This window comes from Crystallibacter degradans (genome assembly GCF_012952295.1).
GTDB lineage: Bacteria > Actinomycetota > Actinomycetes > Actinomycetales > Micrococcaceae > Crystallibacter > Crystallibacter degradans.
Window position 1 is genome coordinate 172,955 of record NZ_JABBCH010000001.1, and the last position, 15,655, is coordinate 188,609.

The window sequence follows — 15,655 nt, forward strand, 5'->3', positions numbered from 1 at the left end:
TGTTACCGCCCAGCTGACTTAGGCAAACGCGCCGGCCGGGACAGCCGGCGGGCCAACCTGCAATTTTCGGTAAATTTGCTGCAGGTGGCCTTCCACGGTGCGGATGGACACGTGCAGCCGATACGCGATGACCGCGTTGCTGGCGCCTGTTGCTGCCAGCGAAGCGATCTCGCGCTCACGCCCACTAAGGGCATCGTGAGTGCCGCCGCTGCCGGGCGCGAAGTCCGGCAGCCTGCGTTCGGCAAGAATGAAAGTGTGCGCGGAACGCATCAGCGAGGTGTCGTGCTGCCGCGCCGCTATGGTCAATCCGGCCCGAGCGGCCTCCTGGGCCAAGACCCGGTTTCCCTGGCACACGGCCTGGTCCGCCGCGGCGAACAGTCGTTCTGCGTCCCCGCGCGCGATGCCTTCACCGAAGAGCCCGCACAGCCGGGCAAAGTCCCCCTGCATCTGGCCCGCGATCGCGGCGAGCCGAGCGGCGGATCCGGTGGCGCCGAGGCGGACCGCACCGCTGACGAACAGCAGTTCGTCCGTGAGCGCGCCGCGGGTGGTGGCCTGGGCGGCGCCCTGAAGCAGCCGGGCGATGGCCTGGTCACGATGGCCTACCGTGGCCGAGGCCATGGCGCCGAGGTAGCGGATCCAGACCTGCTGCTGCCAGCTCAGCCCCCTAGGGCCGGCACGAAGTACGACGGCGGGAAGCTGGCTGAGCTGCGCGCGTGCACCTTGCCTATCGCCGGCGAGGGCGAACGCGTAGGCGGCCGCCGCGGAGGCAAGCGCGTTCAGCCCGTTCTCGGAGGGGCCGGTCTGGAGTTGCGCCAGCACGGGGCGCAGTTTGGCCAGCGCTTCGTCCGCCAGGCCTGCATCCGTGCTGGCTACCGCCTCAGCCGTTTCGATCCACAGCCAGATCCGGGCACGGCCGACCGGCAGGCCGGAGCTGAGGTCCGCCCGGGACGGGGTGGCGGCGGCGAACAACCGGCCGAAGCCGTCCCACATCCGCTGGTGCGCCAGCAGCCGGACCCCGTAGGCAATCCCGCTTGTGCGTTGAGCAAGTTCATCCGTGGGATCGGCAAGTCCAAGGGCGAACCCGCCCGGTTGGCGGGGCCCGCCCTCTTGGTCCGTGCCGAGCAGTTCGGCGGCGAGCAGTTCGGCGGCGAGTTCCAGGGCATCGGTTTCGCGACCGGTGGCGGCCATGGCTTCACAGAGGGCTGCTCCTACCCGCAGCCGCAGGGCGGGGTTCCTCGACGGCAGGAGATCCTCCACCGCTGCGACGACGTCAAGATAGCGGCCGTCGAGCACCGCATGCTCTGCAGTGGTGAGCACCGATAGACACGGATTCGTGCCAATGGGGGCGGCTGGCAGGCTTGCCAGCTCCGGCTCTGTTTGCTCCAGGTCTGCCTTCTCGAGGCCTGCTTGCTCCATGCCTTCCTGGTCCGCCTCGGTGAGGATCCACCCGGCGTCGCAATGTACCAGCCGGCCGGATTCGACCCATTCGCGGGTGAGCACGCGCAGCAGCCGCGGATTGCCGCCGCTGGCTTCATGCAGCGCCTGCACGGCCAAGAGGGTCAGTCCCGGACCAAGTGCCGCCCCGAGCCATTCACCGGTTTCTTCCACGCCGAAGTCCCTCAGGTCCGTCCGCGCAAGCCGGCCGTCCTTCCATAGGCGGAGCAGCCCGGCAGGCGTGCGACGCGCATCGTCCGCACACACCAGAAGGCGGGCGTCGCCGTCGTCGGCCATTGCGGTAATGACCGCGGCAGCGAGCGGATCGATCGCGTGCGCGTTGTCCACAAACAGCAGCACGGGCTTGCCGCCCGATCGCCGGTGCAGGAAACTGGCCACACTGCACACCACGGCCAGCGGGTGTCCCAATTCCGCTTCGGGGATCTCGGCGAGCAGCACGTTCAGTGCGCCGTAGGGAAGACGTTCAACGGCGGGGCTGCCGCGGAGGTAGTCAATGTGGACCTCGCCGTGCAGCCGGTGGAGTACGTCGCGGGCCAGGGACGTCTTGCCGGTACCGGGGCCGCCGATCAACAGTGCGCCACAGCCGGACCGGGACGCGGCGAGGGTGGCGGCCAGGTATGTGGCGAGGGATTCGGCCAGCTTGCTGCGGCTGCCCACCGGGGGTGGAACCGGCGGCATGGAAGGCGGCAGGTGAGCGTGTCGGTGCGAAGTCTTCTCATCCGGTGCGAGCGGTAGGTCAGACCACGCCGATGTAGGGCTGAACATGATGAGACCAATCGGCTGAAGCTACGTGCTATCGAGCCTAAAGTCGCGCTGCTGCAGTGTCTTGCGTAGCCGATACGGGTTCTTCGTGCCGAGGCGGCCGGACTGTACTCAGGAACCTTGGAGAAAGCTTGCCGACGGCGTGCGGACTACTCAGGTAGGTACGTGCAGGTACCGGCTCCGTTGCGCCGGGGGTCGCTGGCAGCCGGAAAGGCCGCACGGCTACTCGGTTTGTCAGTCCAGGTGCTCCGCGGTCAGGTCCTCGCGGTTGCTGATCTGCAGTTTGGTGAACATCCGGTAGATGTGGCCCTCCACGGTGCGGACCGACAGGCTCAGCCGCCGGGCGATGTCCGAGTTGGCCAACCCGTCCACCACCAGTCGTCCGATTTCCCGCTCGCGCCTGGTCAGCCTGGCGTGCACCGTAACTGCCCCGGCAGCAGGCAGGCCGAACGCGGTCAGTCCCGCCCCGGACGACCCGCGGGCCGCGAGTCCGCCCGCTGGCAATCCGTCGGCTAACAGTCCGCCTGCCGTGCCTGTCTGCAGCCCGCCGGCGGTATCCGGCACCAGGGACAGTTTCTGCAGCTGCCGTTTGACCTGCTGCAGGAACTCCTGCCGCCCAGCGGCTCCACCGGTATGTTCGGGCAGCAGATCCCGCTGCTGAAGGCTCTGCAGGGTCAGCCGCAGGGCGTGCCCGGCCGAGGGATCGCGGCTGAGCCTGAGCACGGCGTCCATGTCTTCGTCGCGCAGGGCCCGGGCGAACGCGGTCAGTTGCGCGGCAGGCGTTCCCTCGGTCAGGCCAGCGACTTTTACCAGTTCGTCCAGCTCCGTCAGGTCGCCCAGGCGCAGGCTCAGCTGCCGTAGGTCCAGCTCGGTGCTGGCCAGGCCGCGCTTCTTCGCGTCGCCGCTGAGCGTACGCAGCTTCCCGAGTCCGCCGTCGCCGTTTTGAATGAGGTAGCCGGCGGCGGCCACGTACCCCTGGCTCAGGAGCTGCAGCTGCGGCACGGATTTATACGGCACATCGGCGTATGCGGCCAGGTATTCTCCGGCGAGCGCGGTCAGGCCGGCCATGGCGGAGGCGTAGGCCCCGGAGGCGAGGGCGATGGGCAGCAGGTGTTCGAGGTCGGACTGGCGCAGTCCCTCGATGGCGGCGTTAAGCATCTGCAGCCCGCTGGCCGTCCGTCCCCGCAGGATCTCCCGCATGGCATACGCGTAGCTGACGGCGCCGCCGAAGTAGAACAGCCCCCGGTGTCCGGTGCCGGCGTACCGCTCCAGTTCAACCCGCACCTCCTCCCATTCGGCGAGCCGCACGCAGGCCATGATGTGCGTGGTCAGGACGTATTCGTAGTACCCCAGCAGCTCGTCTTCGTTCCGCCGCAGCAGCGCCAACGCCTCGCGGGTCAGCGAAGCTCCGCTGACGAGCCGGCCGGTGGCGGCATACACGTCCCCCAGCAGGGTCTTGATGACCAGCTCGGTCTCGGGGAAGCCGTCGGACTCTTCCTGCAACGTACGCAGTTCGGCTTCGGCATCGGCCAGGCGGCCTTCGGAGAGCTTGGCGTGCACGCGCATCAGCCGGTGGCCCTGCTCCGCAATAACGACGGCGCGGCTCGCCTGCAGCTTCGGATTCGCGCCTTGGATCCGCTCCACCGCCCGAGCCCACTGATCGGCGAGAACATACAGTCCGGCCGGTTCGCCGTGCAGGTGCAGATGCAGCTGGGCCGCCAGTACCGCCGCCCGTTTGGCCGTGCCCAGATCGTCGGTTCTGGTCAGGACACCGGCCAGCCTTTCCCCGGCGCGCTCATAGTCGCCTGAGTGGAAATGGGCGCGAGCCATGGCCACCTGCGCCGCGGGGCGGTACGCCGGATCCCTGACCGCTCCGGCTGCGCGGAGGGCAAAGCGTGAGTGGAACAGACCATTGGCTACCTGGGCGGCCTGCAGCAGCTGCTGGTCCGGCACCGGCACGCCGCATTCGAGCGACCAGTCCACGGAGCGCAGCAAGGTCTCCACCCGCAGCGGCCGCGTACCAAGTTGGCCCAGGTAGGCGGCCAGGCTGCGCCGGATCCGCAGGCTGCGGCCGGCGGGAACCATGGCCCGCAGCACCTGTGCGTAGATCGGATGGGCCACGCGGACCAGCTGTTCGGCGTCGTCGCCAATGGTAATCAAACGGGCTTCGACGAGCGCGTCGACCTGGTCCCCCGCGCCGGTCTGCAGCAGGACCTGCAGCGGCACCGGGTCCGCCAGGGCAACCGTCTCCAACAGTTCGCGTTCGGCCTCGGTACAGCGGCCGAAGTGGCCTTTGATCAGATCCGTCAGGCGCAGATCCGGCGGCAGCGGCTCCCCGCCCAGGAGCCAGACACCGTTGCGTTCCACCAGCGTGCCGTCCCGGCGGACCTGGGCCAGCAGCGCCAGCAGGAACATCGGATTGCCGCCGGCGGACTGGACCAGGGCTTCGCTGATGCTGGGCAGGATTTCGCCCTGCAGCACCTGGCGGCAGAGCTCGTGGGCCTGCGCCCCGTCCAGCGGCTGCAGGGTGTGCCGCAGGATCAGCCCGTCCGTGGCCAGCGATTGGATTTCCGGCGGCGGCGCCTGAACGGACCGGCTCATCGCCAGCAGCCTGACCGCTCCCGAGGCCACCAGCTGCGCCGCCAGCAGGGAACTGGACTCGTCGAGTTCGTGGACGTCGTCGATCACCATCAGCACGGGCGCCTTGCCCGGCGACAGCCGGTGGATGTACGCGAGCACGGACCGCATGGCCGGCAGCACGGAGTCCTTCCGCTCCACCTGCAGGGCGGAAAGGTACGGGGCCAGCGCGCCGAACGGAATGCGTGAGAGGCTGGGGCTGGCGTAGACCCGCAGCGGGGTCATCTCACTGCCCAGCTCGGCGATGACGGCGCGGGCCAGCGCGCTTTTGCCCAGTCCCTGGTCCGCTACCAGCAGGGCACCTCCGTTGGTCCGGATGGCGTGCAGCACGATGCTGAGGTCCGCTTCCCGCCCGACCAAACCGACGCTCCCGAAACCCTCCATCAGGCGAGAAGTTCGGCAAGCTCGGTGCGGCTGGAGACGTGCAGCTTGCTGTAGATCTTGCCCAAATGCCAGTCCACCGTGCGCGGCGAGAGGTTCAGCTGCTCGCCGAGCTCCACGCTGCTGTGCCCCCGTGCGGCGGCAACGGTCAGTTCCTGTTCGAAGCTGCTCAACGTTTCGAAGCTGCGGTGCAGATCGTGGTGCCGGCGCAGCCTGCGAAAACTCGTGTTGGCCAGTTCCCGCGCCTGCCGGGCCGTCAGCGGGTCCGGTGCCGCGGACTGGGCGGCGGAGGCAGCCTCGTAAGCGAACAATTCGTTGCCATCCCCGCGGGCGAGCTGCGCGGCCTGAAGCCAAGCGGCGCCGTCGTTGTTGAGCATTCCCGCGGCGAAAAGCCTGCCGGTCCTCGCCAGCTGTCCCGCAGTCTCCGGAACTCGATCCAGGATGACGACGGCGGCTTCGCGGTCCCCCAGCCTCGCGGCCGCGGTCAGGAAGAGCGCGCTGTGGGCGACCAAGCCCCGGCCTGCGGCCTCGTGTGCGAGCCGCTTCAGGTCCGTGAGTGCAGCGTCCCGGCCGCCGAGCTGGGCCTGTGCGGTAAGGCGGAAATAGGCCGCAACTACGCTGATGTTCCAGGGCGGTTGTTCACCGACGGCACCCAGCTCACCGAGGTAGTAGCGGGCGCGGGCGGTGTCGCCCTGCAAGGCGCTGCAGTAGGCGGCAGCTGCCAACGCTGCGGGCTTTGCGCCGGCGGGATCGCGCCGCCTGAGTTTGCCCAGCGCGGGCAGCAGATGGTCCAGCGCCTCGTCGGGCCGGCCGCAGGACGCGTGCAGCAGCCCGGCCGCCAGATCGCCGCCGGTGCCGGCGCCAGCGCCAGCGCCACGGGCCAAGCTGGCGATACCTGTGCCGCGCCGGGGCGACAGCAGGTCCGCGGCGCGCTGCCAGAGTCCGCAGTTGAAGTAGATTTCGAAAACCCGTACCAGCACGGTGTCCCGCAGGGTCGGCGAGAGATCAGGGTTCGCGGTACCGGTTTCCAGCCAAGCGACGACGGCAAGCGCGTCCTCGCTCCGCCCGGTGAGGGACCAGCCTTCGGCCAGCAGGCATCCGGCGTAGAGTCGCATGCCCAGCGGCAAGGTTTCGTCGCCGTAAATATTTTCGAGCTCGCGGGGCAGCTGTGCGTGCCGGCCCTCGAAGGTGGCGTACTCGGCCTCGATCAGCACTGCTTCCCAGCGGAGCGGCGGGCCGCCGTCGTTGTTGGTGGTTCCGCCTGCGGTGTCCTCGCCGCTGTGGCCGATGGCGGCTTTCAGCTGCTCGATCACGGCGCGAGCTTCGGCGGCGCGGCCCGGAAGGCGGCGGAGCACGCGGTGCCGCTCGACGCACAGCAGCGTCCAAAGCCGCAGGTTTCCGCGTGCCGCCTCGAGAACCGATTCCAATGCCTCGGCCGCCGCGTTGAGTTCGCCCAGGCTGCGCAGAGCATTGGCTTCCTGAAGCACCATTTCGGGCCGTTTCCGGTGGTCCGGCACGCTGCGGACAAAGCGGAGAGCACCGGCATGGTCGTAGAGCCGGTTGGCCAGCTGGGCGGCCCGCAGCGCGGCCTCGGGCGGGAGTTCGACACCGCAGTCGATGCTCCAGGAGGCAAAGCCCATCAGCGTGCCGCCCGGAATCGCGTTGAAGTCTATGGTGGCAGCCACGGCCTCCCGCAGTTCCCGGCTGCGTGCCGGCGGCACGGATTCGCGCACTGTATCGGCGCTGAGCTGGTTTTGCAAGCGGACGATAGGCGGCGAAGTGGCAAGCACGCGCATCACGCCGTGCTCTTCCAGGACGTCCAGGTCCTCCGGTGCGGCCAGCCGCTGCAGCGCCGCGAGCGGAAGTTCCACCGCGAAGGCCAGCAGCTCGATGATGCGCCGCTGCTCGGGGCCGTAGCGGTTCAGCCGGGCACGGATGACCTCCGCAATCTCGCCGGAGCGGACCAGCGGCGCCACCAGGTCCCAGCTGCCGTCCTGCTCAACGAGGGTGCCGGCGTGGCGCTGCTCAGACGCGAGCATGCGCAGGAATCCCGGGCTGCCGGAGGTGTGGCTGTGCAGGTTTGCGACGGCGGCGCGGGCTACCCGCCCGCCGAGCAGTGCCGAGAGGTACCCGCCGCTCTCCTCCAGCGTGAAGGGCGCAAGATCGATCCGCCGGACGTGGCCGTCGGCCCAGAGCCGGATGAACTCCTCGGCCGCACCGGTCAGTTCGCGCGCGAGGATCAGCACCTTCGCTTGGCCGGAGACCGCCAGTTGGGTCACGGCCATGACCGACATCGGGTCCAGATCATGGGCATTCTCAACCAGCAGGACCAGGATCCTGCCACCGGCCTGTTCGGTCAGGAGCCGGGACAAGCCCTGCATGGCCAGCACCGGGTGGTCCAGCACGTGTTCGGGCAGTTCACTGAGCAGATAGCCCAGGGCCGCGTAGGGCACGTTGGCGGAGATGGCGCTGCCGCGTACCGGGACAATATGGTGATTGCCGTCGAACGTCTTGAGCGCTTCCAGCGCCAGCGCGGTCTTGCCCACGCCGGGCTCCCCCACGACCATCGCGCCCACCTGCAGGTTGTCCTGCAGCGCGGAGCGGACTTCCTCGATCTCCCGCTCCCGGCCCACAAAAACATTGGCCGGCGCGGGGAGTCCGACAGGTGAACCCAAGTGGCCGCCGCGCATCAGGCCGATGGGCGACACCGTTCCTACGGCGCGCCCTGCTGGATCCGTAACCTGGCCGGTCTGGTCCAACGCCCGCGGAACCCTGGCACCCGGATGCACTGCAGCCGCCCCCAAGACACGGCCGTGCACAGATCTTTTAACTGGTTCACGCCTCACACCTGCCACACATTCCCCAACGTCGGCGTTCCTGCATTGAGAATCAGCATACTGACGGGATGCAGAAGTAACCAGTGTTTTGGAAAAACCTGTAACGCAGTAATAACGCCCTGCTGCTCGGCAGCGGACGGATCCTGATCCGGCTGCGTGGCTGGCGCAGACCCAGGCGGTCTAATAGCGGCGAACAATGCGCAATTCAGGGTGCATTTCCTGCATGCGGTTATTAAGTTCACGGGGTTGCTGAAAAGAGTCGCCCTGCCGGTTAAAGCTATCAATTTCCGTAACAAAAGCCCATACATCGACGCCGGAGACTAATGAACTTCAGCCGTACCTGCGCGATGCCTGGGAAGTTCCTCGCTTAAAGAGGTCCGGTGCCGCACCGAGGATGCGGCACCGGACGGTGCGAGGAACTGATCCCGCTGAAGCAAGCGGATTCCTCTTTTCGGGACGGGTAGTCATCGGACCCGTCCACGTCTGGAATGTACGCGCGCATTAGCCGTTGGCGCACATCAGTGAAACCCCAAAAAGTACCTACGGAACGTTGTACATAGGCAACTTTCCGATAAGAAAAGAGTACTCCTGCCCGACGTCAAGGGCCAATAACTATTGGATAAACGGACCGTTCCGAAATGCAACGGTCCGGTCACCGTCTCCCACGACTTCGTGAGGTCCTCGGACACTCCAGAAGGCCGGCGGGTCAGCCGTTGAGTTTGCCTGCCAGGCGCTCGCGCATCAGCACGGACGCTTCATTCAACCCGATGATCTCCAGGTTCTTCCCGAGGCTGCGGTATTTCTCTGCAATGGAATCCAGCGCGGCGATGGTGGAGGCATCCCACAGATGCGAGGCATGCATGTCAATGATGATGTGCTGCGGGTCGGTGGCGTAGTTGAACTGCGTGTAGAGGTCGTTGGACGAAGCGAAGAACAGCTCACCGTCCACACGATAGGTCGCCGTCTCCTCCCCGTTGACCTCCACCACGGTGCGCTCCACGGTGACGAAGTGCGCCACCCGGCGGGCGAAAAGGACCATGGCGACCAGCACGCCGGCGCCGACGCCGATGGCCAGGTTGTGCGTCCACACGGTCACGACGACGGTGCTCACCATTACCCCCGTCTCCGACTTGGGCATGTGCTTGAGCGTTGATGGCTTGATGGAGTGCCAGTCGAAGGTCGCGATGGACACGTAGATCATCACGGCCACGAGCGCGGCCATCGGGATCAGCGCCACCACATCGCCGAGCACGACCACCAGCAGCAACAGCAGCACGCCGGCCAGGAAGGTGGAAATTCTGGTGCGGGCGCCGGAGGCCTTCACATTCATCATGGTCTGGCCAACCACCGCGCAGCCGCCCATCCCGCCGAAGAAGCCGGTGACGATGTTGGCCACGCCCTGGCCCCAGGACTCGCGCGTCTTGCTGGAGCGCGTGTCGGTGATGTCGTCCACCAGCTTGGCGGTCAGCAGGGATTCGAGCAGCCCGACGAAGGCCATCGCCAGCGCGTACGGCGCGATGGTCCGGAAGGTCTCCAGCGTGAGCGGCACGTCGGGGATGAACAGGCTCGGCAGGCTGTCCGGCAACTGCCCCTTGTCCCCCACGGTGGGCACCTGGATGGCGGCCAGCACGGTCACCAGCGTTAAGGCGACGATCGCGACCAAAGGCGCGGGCACCGCCGTCGTTAGCCTGGGCAGGCCGAACACGATCAGAAGGCCGACGGCGGTGATGGGGTAGACGAGCCACGGCACGCCCAGAAGTTCCGGCACCTGGGAACCGAACACGAGGATCGCGAGCGCGTTCACGAAGCCGATCATGACCGAACGCGGGATAAAGCGCATCAGCCTGGCCACCCCCAGCACTCCCAGCAGCACCTGGAAGATGCCGCCGAGGATCACTGTGGCGATCAGGTATTCCACGCCGTGGCTGGCCATCACCGGGGCGATGACCAGGGCCACCGCGCCCGTCGCCGCCGAGATCATCGCCGGCCGGCCGCCGACGAACGAGATGGTCACCGCCATGATGAAGGAGGCGAACAGGCCCATGCGCGGATCCACGCCCACGATCACCGAGAACGCGATGGCCTCGGGAATCAGCGCCAGCGCGACCACCAGGCCGGCGAGCACCTCGGTCTTGAGCAGCCGCGGGGACTTCAGCGTGCGCAGCACGGACTGCCGCTCATCGGGAGTCAGTGCTGGCTTCGTGGCAGGGGCCGGGGCGGGCATGGCTGTTCCTTATACGTGGTGATGTGGGCGTGGAGAGGGATGGATGCGAGCGTGAGGACAAGGTCCACGCTGTTCAACCCTAACCGCCCTGCTCAAGCTGTCAGGGCCACGACAAGGACAGAAGATGTCCACATAGCTCCGCGATCCCATGGACTGGCTCCTGCCGCAGGCGTAGCGTTTTGACATCGCGAATCCCACCAACCAGGGGTCTTAATGATCCATACGAGCAAGCTCACCAAGACCTTTACCGTGAAGAAAGAGAAGATCCAGGCCGTCAAGGGCGTGGACATCGACGTCGAGCGCGGCGAACTGGTCGCGTTCCTCGGGCCCAACGGCGCGGGCAAATCGACCACCTTGCGCATGCTCACCACGCTGCTGGCGCCGACGTCCGGAGCCGCGCGGGTGGCAGGGGTTGATGTCGTCGCGGACCCCGCGGGTGTCCGCTCGCGCATCGGCTACATCGGCCAGGGTAACGGCGGCGGGCACAGCTACCGCGTCATCGACGAGCTCATCATGCAAGGCCGCTTCTACGGGATGAATACCACCGACGCGCGCACACGGGCGGAGCAGCTGCTCAAGTCGCTGGAACTGGAGGACCTGAAGAAGCGCACCGTCATCAAGCTCTCCGGCGGCCAGCGTCGGCGCATGGATGTGGCGTTGGGGCTGATGCACTCCCCCACCCTGCTGTTCCTCGACGAGCCGTCCACCGGCATGGACCCGCAGAACCGCGCCAACCTGTGGGAGCACATCATGCGCATGCGCCTCGAGCACGGGACCACCATCGTGCTCACCACGCATTACCTGGAGGAAGCGGACACAATGTCCGAGCGGGTCATCGTGATCGACCACGGCGAGATCATCGCGGACAACACGGCCGGCAGGCTCAAGTCGGACCTGGCCGGGGACCTGCTGGCAGTGGAGGTGTCTGCTGCCGCGGCGGCCAAGGTGCGTGGACTGCTCGGCCGGGCCGCGGCCGCAGGCGAGCTGGAAGAAACAGCGTACGACGGCGTCATCCGCTTCCGTCTTCGGCTCCCCGACGGCGCGCGGCTGGCACCGGGACTGCTCAAGGACATGAACGACGCCGGCGCGCCGGCCCTGCGGCTGGAGCTGAAACCGCCCACGCTGGACGATGTTTTCCTCGAGCTGACCGGCCGCAGCCTGCGGGAAGGAGGCAAAGTCTGATGCAGCTCCAGCAAGCCACCGCCGCCGGCACCGCCGTGAGGAAACCCGGGCTCGGGCGGATCCTGCAGGACACCAAATACGTGTTCTGGCGGGAAATGCTGCTGGTCATCCGGGATCCGTTCTCCCTGATCTTTTCGCTGGTGCAGCCGCTGGTGTTCCTGGCCCTCTTCGGTCCGCTGCTCGGGGCGGCCGTAGGCGCGGAGGCCTTCGGTGGCGAGTCGTCGCTGCAGTGGTTCCTCCCCGGCGTCGTCGTCATGATCGCGCTCTTCGGGACCTCCATGACCGGCTCGAACCTGCAGTACGAGCTGATGACCGGCTCCTACGAGCGGATCCTGGCCACGCCGCTGTCCCGTTCCTCGCTACTGATCGGCCGCGCGCTGAAGGAATGGGCGCCGCTGGTCCTGCAGGGTCTGGTGATTGCGCTGGCCTCCATCCCGTTCGGTTTCGTCTTCTATCCGCTACACGTGCTTTTCGGACTGGTGGTGATCGGGGTCTTCGGCATCGGCCTCGGCGCGCTCTCCTACGCACTGGCGCTGGTCACCCAGGGGAAGGAGTGGGTGTTCTGGGGCGTGCAGCAGACGCTGCTGTTCCCGCTGATGATCCTCTCCGGCATCATGCTGCCCATCGAAGCGGGCCCGCGCTGGATGCAGGTGCTCAGCCTATTCAACCCGCTGACCTACATGGTCAACGCCGAGCGGGAGCTGTTCGCCGGCGGCCTCGGCTCGGACACTCTGTGGGGCGTCGTCGCGGCGGTGATTACCGCCGTCGTCGGTTTGGCCGTGGGAGTGAGGGTGATCAAGCGCAGTACTCTCTGAACGCTGCCGATTGACCAGGTGAGGTGAAACTTTCCATCACAAAGGCGGATCCGACACGCCCCGTCATTGTGACCTTTTCGTGATGACCTCTACTCTGTATCCATGTCTCAATCAGTCTCAGCGACGAGTTTTTCCGATTTGCCCGACGGACAGGTGGAAACGGACGCAGGATTCTCTCCGGCCGAGGACCAGCCGGCCATCGCTGCACCGGACGCCGGAGCCAGTGCGGATGCAGGAGCCACCGCCGAGGCCGAGCCTGAGGAAGCCATCGACGCCGAGGAAGGCACCACGGAGGACAACGAGGCCGAGGCCCCCGATCCCGCGGCCGTGAAGGCGGTCATTGACGGGAAAGTCTTCGCTGCCGTAGCCAACACGGCATCGGGTGAAGTCGGCCGCACCACGCGCTTCCACTACCGTCAGGACGGCAGGATGATCTGGGCAGAATACTCAGGCGGCGCCGTCGTCCGCGGTTATCTTGTGGGCACACGCGACGGCGACCGGCTGGACTTCCGCTACTCGCACCTGAACATCAACCTGCAGACCGCCAACGGAGTGTGCGCAAGCAAGCTGGAGGTACTCGACGACGGGAGCATCCGGCTGCACGAAACCTGGCAGTGGGAATCGCGCCCGGAACGAGGCACCAGCGTGGTGGAAGAAATCCCGGCACGAAGCTGACAACTATCGGCAAGGAACTGCCATCCTCGCTGCCGGCCGGTGTGCCGCCCCGAGGCGTCGGATAACCTGACGGCGTGAGTTCCCCTACGCCTTCCTTGCCGGTTGAACCGCTGGCGAAAACGCTGACCCCGCTCGTCCTGGTTGCCGTAGCGGTGACCGTGCTCGCCTGGGCCAGCGCGTTCATTGTGATCCGCGGTGTGGGAAGCGACTTCACGCCCGGCGCCCTGACCCTGCTGCGGCTGCTCGTCGGCGCGGCTGTCCTGGCCATCGGACTGATCGGCCGGCCATGGGTGAAGCCGAACCCGCGGGAATGGCTGCTGATCATCGGCTGCGGCGTTATGTGGTTCGGCATCTACAACGTTGCCCTCAATACTGCGGAGCAGACGCTCGACGGCGGAACCACGGCCATGATCGTGAACTTCGCACCGATCCTGATAGCCCTGGGTGCGGGCGTTTTCCTGCGCGAAGGCATCCCGAAATGGCTCGCGATCGGCGCCGGAGTGGCTTTCATCGGCGTTCTGCTGATCGGCTTCGGCACGAGTGCAGACAGCGCAGCGGGCAGCGGAACCGGCGTCATCTGGGCCCTGGTGGCGGCGTTGACGTATTCGGTAGGCGTGCTGCTCCAGAAACCAGCCCTGCGCAGAGTGCCGGCGGCGCAGGTGACCTGGCTGGCCTGTGCCATTGGCGCCGTGACCGCACTGCCGTTCACCGGCGAACTCATCGTTGACCTGCAGGATGCTTCGGCCGCGTCCGTTCTTGGCGTCGTCTACCTCGGTGTGGTGCCGACGGCCGTCGCGTTCAGCACCTGGGGGTACGCGCTGACCAAGATGGCGGCCGGGCAGCTCATCGTTTCCTCGTACCTGGTGCCGCCTGCCGCCATTGTGCTCGGGCTCCTTTTCCTGGGCGAAGTGCCGACGCTTATCGCGGTGGTCGGCGGCGCGGTGTGCCTGTTCGGAGTTGCGCTCTCGCGCCGCCGCAGCCCGGAGCCCAAGATCAGGCGCCGTGAGGACGTGAGCCAGGATTCGCTGGAATGAGCGAGGGGTAACGGTTCCGCATCCACGATGGCGCCGGCCGCTGCCGTCGCTGAACCGCGGACGTTCGCGGTTGCCGTCGTTATTTGAGGGCAGGGAGCGGTAGTCCACCGCGCCGGCAACGCCGGCCACCTGCATGTGTTTCAACCGGCCAGCAGCTGGCTGTCGGCGGGATCGTGCACATGGAATTCGCCCAAGACCAGCAGGGTGCAGTCCTGCAGCAACAAGCCGATGGCCAGGTCCACGGCGCTGGTACCGGACGGCCGTGACGACGAATCCTGCAATTCGCGGCGGCGGGCGTGCAGCCCGCGGAAGAAGTCGTGGAAATGCCAGCGCTTTTTACCATCAAACGGGAGCGCCGTGAAGAACTCGTTGACCAGCCAGCTCTTGCCTCGGCCAACTGGGCCCCAAAGGTAGAGATTCCGCCGCTTCTGGTTGCCGGATGCCAGTGCGGAGACTACGTTGGGAGCGTGCGCGGTGCAGGAAGCATTAACCGTCCTGGCGGCAACGTCCGCCAGTTGCCGGATGGCTTGGAGCTGGTACTCGTCGAGGTCGAAACCAGCCGCTGCCGCACGTTGCTCAAAGTGCGCCAGAACTTCCTGCTTGGTCTGCGACTTGCCCCTCAATGCGTCATTCTTTTCCCCTCAGACAGGGTACTCTACATCTGTAGAGTACCTCGAACGATCAGGAGCCTCCCCCGTGGAAGCAGCATTACCGCAACTCCATCAAAGCCCGGCTACCTCCGCGCACGACGACAAGGCGCAGCGCCGGACCCTGATGACAGAAGCAACCACGGAAATCATCGCCCACGAGGGCCTACGGGCCCTGACACACCGGGCCGTGGATGCGCACCTGAACCTACCGACAGGCTCCACCAGCTACTACTTCCGGACCAAGGACGAACTGATGGCAGGCGCTTTGGAGTACCTGCGCGAGCGTTCGGTGGCGGACTTCGAGAATGCGCATCTGGAGGCGCCGCGGACCGTCGAAGAGGGCATGGACATTGAGCACGTGGCCACCCGGATTGCCCAGTACCTCGACATCCAGCTGAGTACCCGCCCGCACCACATCAAGGCGCGCGTGGCGCTGGCCCTGGAGCTCTCCGAGCGAGAAGAGTTCCGGGGAAGTATTTCGGACGCACTGTTCTCGCAGTCGCGGGCGCTGGAGCTTTTCGAAGCGCTGGGATCAACGGAACCGGCCAAACTTGCCAGCGGATTCACAGCGCTGATCGAGGGCCTCGCGTTCCGCAGCCTGCTCGATGGGAATTCCTCCCTGGTTCCGGGCTGCCGCCGGGTGGATGTTTTCCACGAGGCCATCGCGTCCTACCTGCTAGGCGTGGGCGACCCCGAACCGCTGGACTAGGCAAAGTCAAGATTGTGCTCCGCGAACGCCTCGCGGAGCACTCTGATGGCTTTGGGCCCCACGCCATGCAGGGCCAGCAATTGGGCCTCCGTATAGGCGGCCGCCTGCTCAAGACTCTCAATGCCCTCGCTGTTCAATGCACGGGTAGCCGGCTGGCCGATTCCACGGGGTAGCTCCATGGTGGCTCAGCGTCCGAGCAGCACGAAGGCCCAGGTCAACGCCGCAATACCGAAGACGATCAGGACCACGCCCACGGCCAGCACCAGCCGGCGTCGTGCTTCCTGCCGCTCGCTC

The 15,655-nt window shown here is 66.7% G+C and carries 11 protein-coding genes; 5 read left to right on the forward strand and 6 right to left on the reverse strand.

The window, feature by feature from the left end; genetic code table 11:
• Positions 1 to 18: 18 nt before the first annotated feature.
• From HGO92_RS00750 to HGO92_RS00765, 4 genes are all read right to left on the reverse strand, one after another.
• Positions 19 to 2,133 carry a helix-turn-helix transcriptional regulator gene (locus HGO92_RS00750; RefSeq protein ID WP_169991009.1) on the reverse strand — a complete coding sequence of 705 codons (2,115 nt, stop codon included), beginning with the start codon at positions 2,131 to 2,133 and terminating at the stop codon, positions 19 to 21.
• A gap of 318 nt (positions 2,134 to 2,451) precedes the next feature.
• On the reverse strand, positions 2,452 to 5,238 hold the full coding sequence (locus tag HGO92_RS00755) for a helix-turn-helix transcriptional regulator (RefSeq protein WP_169991010.1): 2,787 nt from the start codon (positions 5,236 to 5,238) through the stop codon (positions 2,452 to 2,454).
• A complete protein-coding gene (locus HGO92_RS00760; RefSeq protein ID WP_169991011.1) occupies positions 5,238 to 7,943 on the reverse strand; it encodes an AAA family ATPase in 2,706 nt (901 codons plus the stop codon). Before HGO92_RS00760 ends, HGO92_RS00755 begins: the two co-directional genes overlap by 1 nt.
• Before the next feature lie 835 nt (positions 7,944 to 8,778).
• The gene (locus tag HGO92_RS00765) at positions 8,779 to 10,296 is read right to left on the reverse strand and encodes a SulP family inorganic anion transporter (RefSeq protein WP_205834078.1); all 1,518 of its coding nucleotides are present in this window, start codon (positions 10,294 to 10,296) and stop codon (positions 8,779 to 8,781) included.
• 213 nt (positions 10,297 to 10,509) lie between these two features.
• Between HGO92_RS00765 and HGO92_RS00770 the strand changes: the two genes are divergently transcribed.
• The 4 genes from HGO92_RS00770 (at position 10,510) to HGO92_RS00785 (ending at position 14,002) form a co-directional block, all read left to right on the forward strand.
• A complete protein-coding gene (locus HGO92_RS00770; RefSeq protein ID WP_169991012.1) occupies positions 10,510 to 11,478 on the forward strand; it encodes an ATP-binding cassette domain-containing protein in 969 nt (322 codons plus the stop codon).
• On the forward strand, positions 11,478 to 12,293 hold the full coding sequence (locus tag HGO92_RS00775) for an ABC transporter permease (RefSeq protein ID WP_169991013.1): 816 nt from the start codon (positions 11,478 to 11,480) through the stop codon (positions 12,291 to 12,293). Before HGO92_RS00770 ends, HGO92_RS00775 begins: the two co-directional genes overlap by 1 nt.
• 102 nt (positions 12,294 to 12,395) lie before the next feature.
• Positions 12,396 to 12,968, forward strand: coding sequence for an avidin-fold protein (locus HGO92_RS23400; protein ID WP_205834079.1), 573 nt, complete (start codon positions 12,396 to 12,398; stop codon positions 12,966 to 12,968).
• Positions 12,969 to 13,042: 74 nt separating this feature from the next.
• Positions 13,043 to 14,002, forward strand: a complete 960-nt coding sequence (locus tag HGO92_RS00785) for a DMT family transporter (RefSeq protein WP_346768800.1) — start codon at positions 13,043 to 13,045, stop codon at positions 14,000 to 14,002.
• A 140-nt stretch (positions 14,003 to 14,142) separates the two neighbouring features.
• Here HGO92_RS00785 and zapE read toward each other — a convergent pair whose 3' ends face one another.
• Positions 14,143 to 14,625, reverse strand: a complete 483-nt coding sequence (zapE, locus tag HGO92_RS00790; protein WP_169991014.1) for an AFG1/ZapE family ATPase — start codon at positions 14,623 to 14,625, stop codon at positions 14,143 to 14,145.
• Positions 14,626 to 14,698: 73 nt separating this feature from the next.
• On the opposite strand from zapE, the gene HGO92_RS00795 reads away from it, so the two are divergent.
• Positions 14,699 to 15,361, forward strand: coding sequence for a TetR/AcrR family transcriptional regulator (locus tag HGO92_RS00795; protein ID WP_169991015.1), 663 nt, complete (start codon positions 14,699 to 14,701; stop codon positions 15,359 to 15,361).
• Here HGO92_RS00795 and HGO92_RS00800 read toward each other — a convergent pair.
• Complete coding sequence (locus HGO92_RS00800; protein ID WP_169991016.1) at positions 15,358 to 15,540, reverse strand: helix-hairpin-helix domain-containing protein; 183 nt, start codon at positions 15,538 to 15,540, stop codon at positions 15,358 to 15,360. The two genes, HGO92_RS00795 and HGO92_RS00800, sit on opposite strands and share 4 nt — an antisense overlap.
• Positions 15,541 to 15,655: the final 115 nt, after the last annotated feature.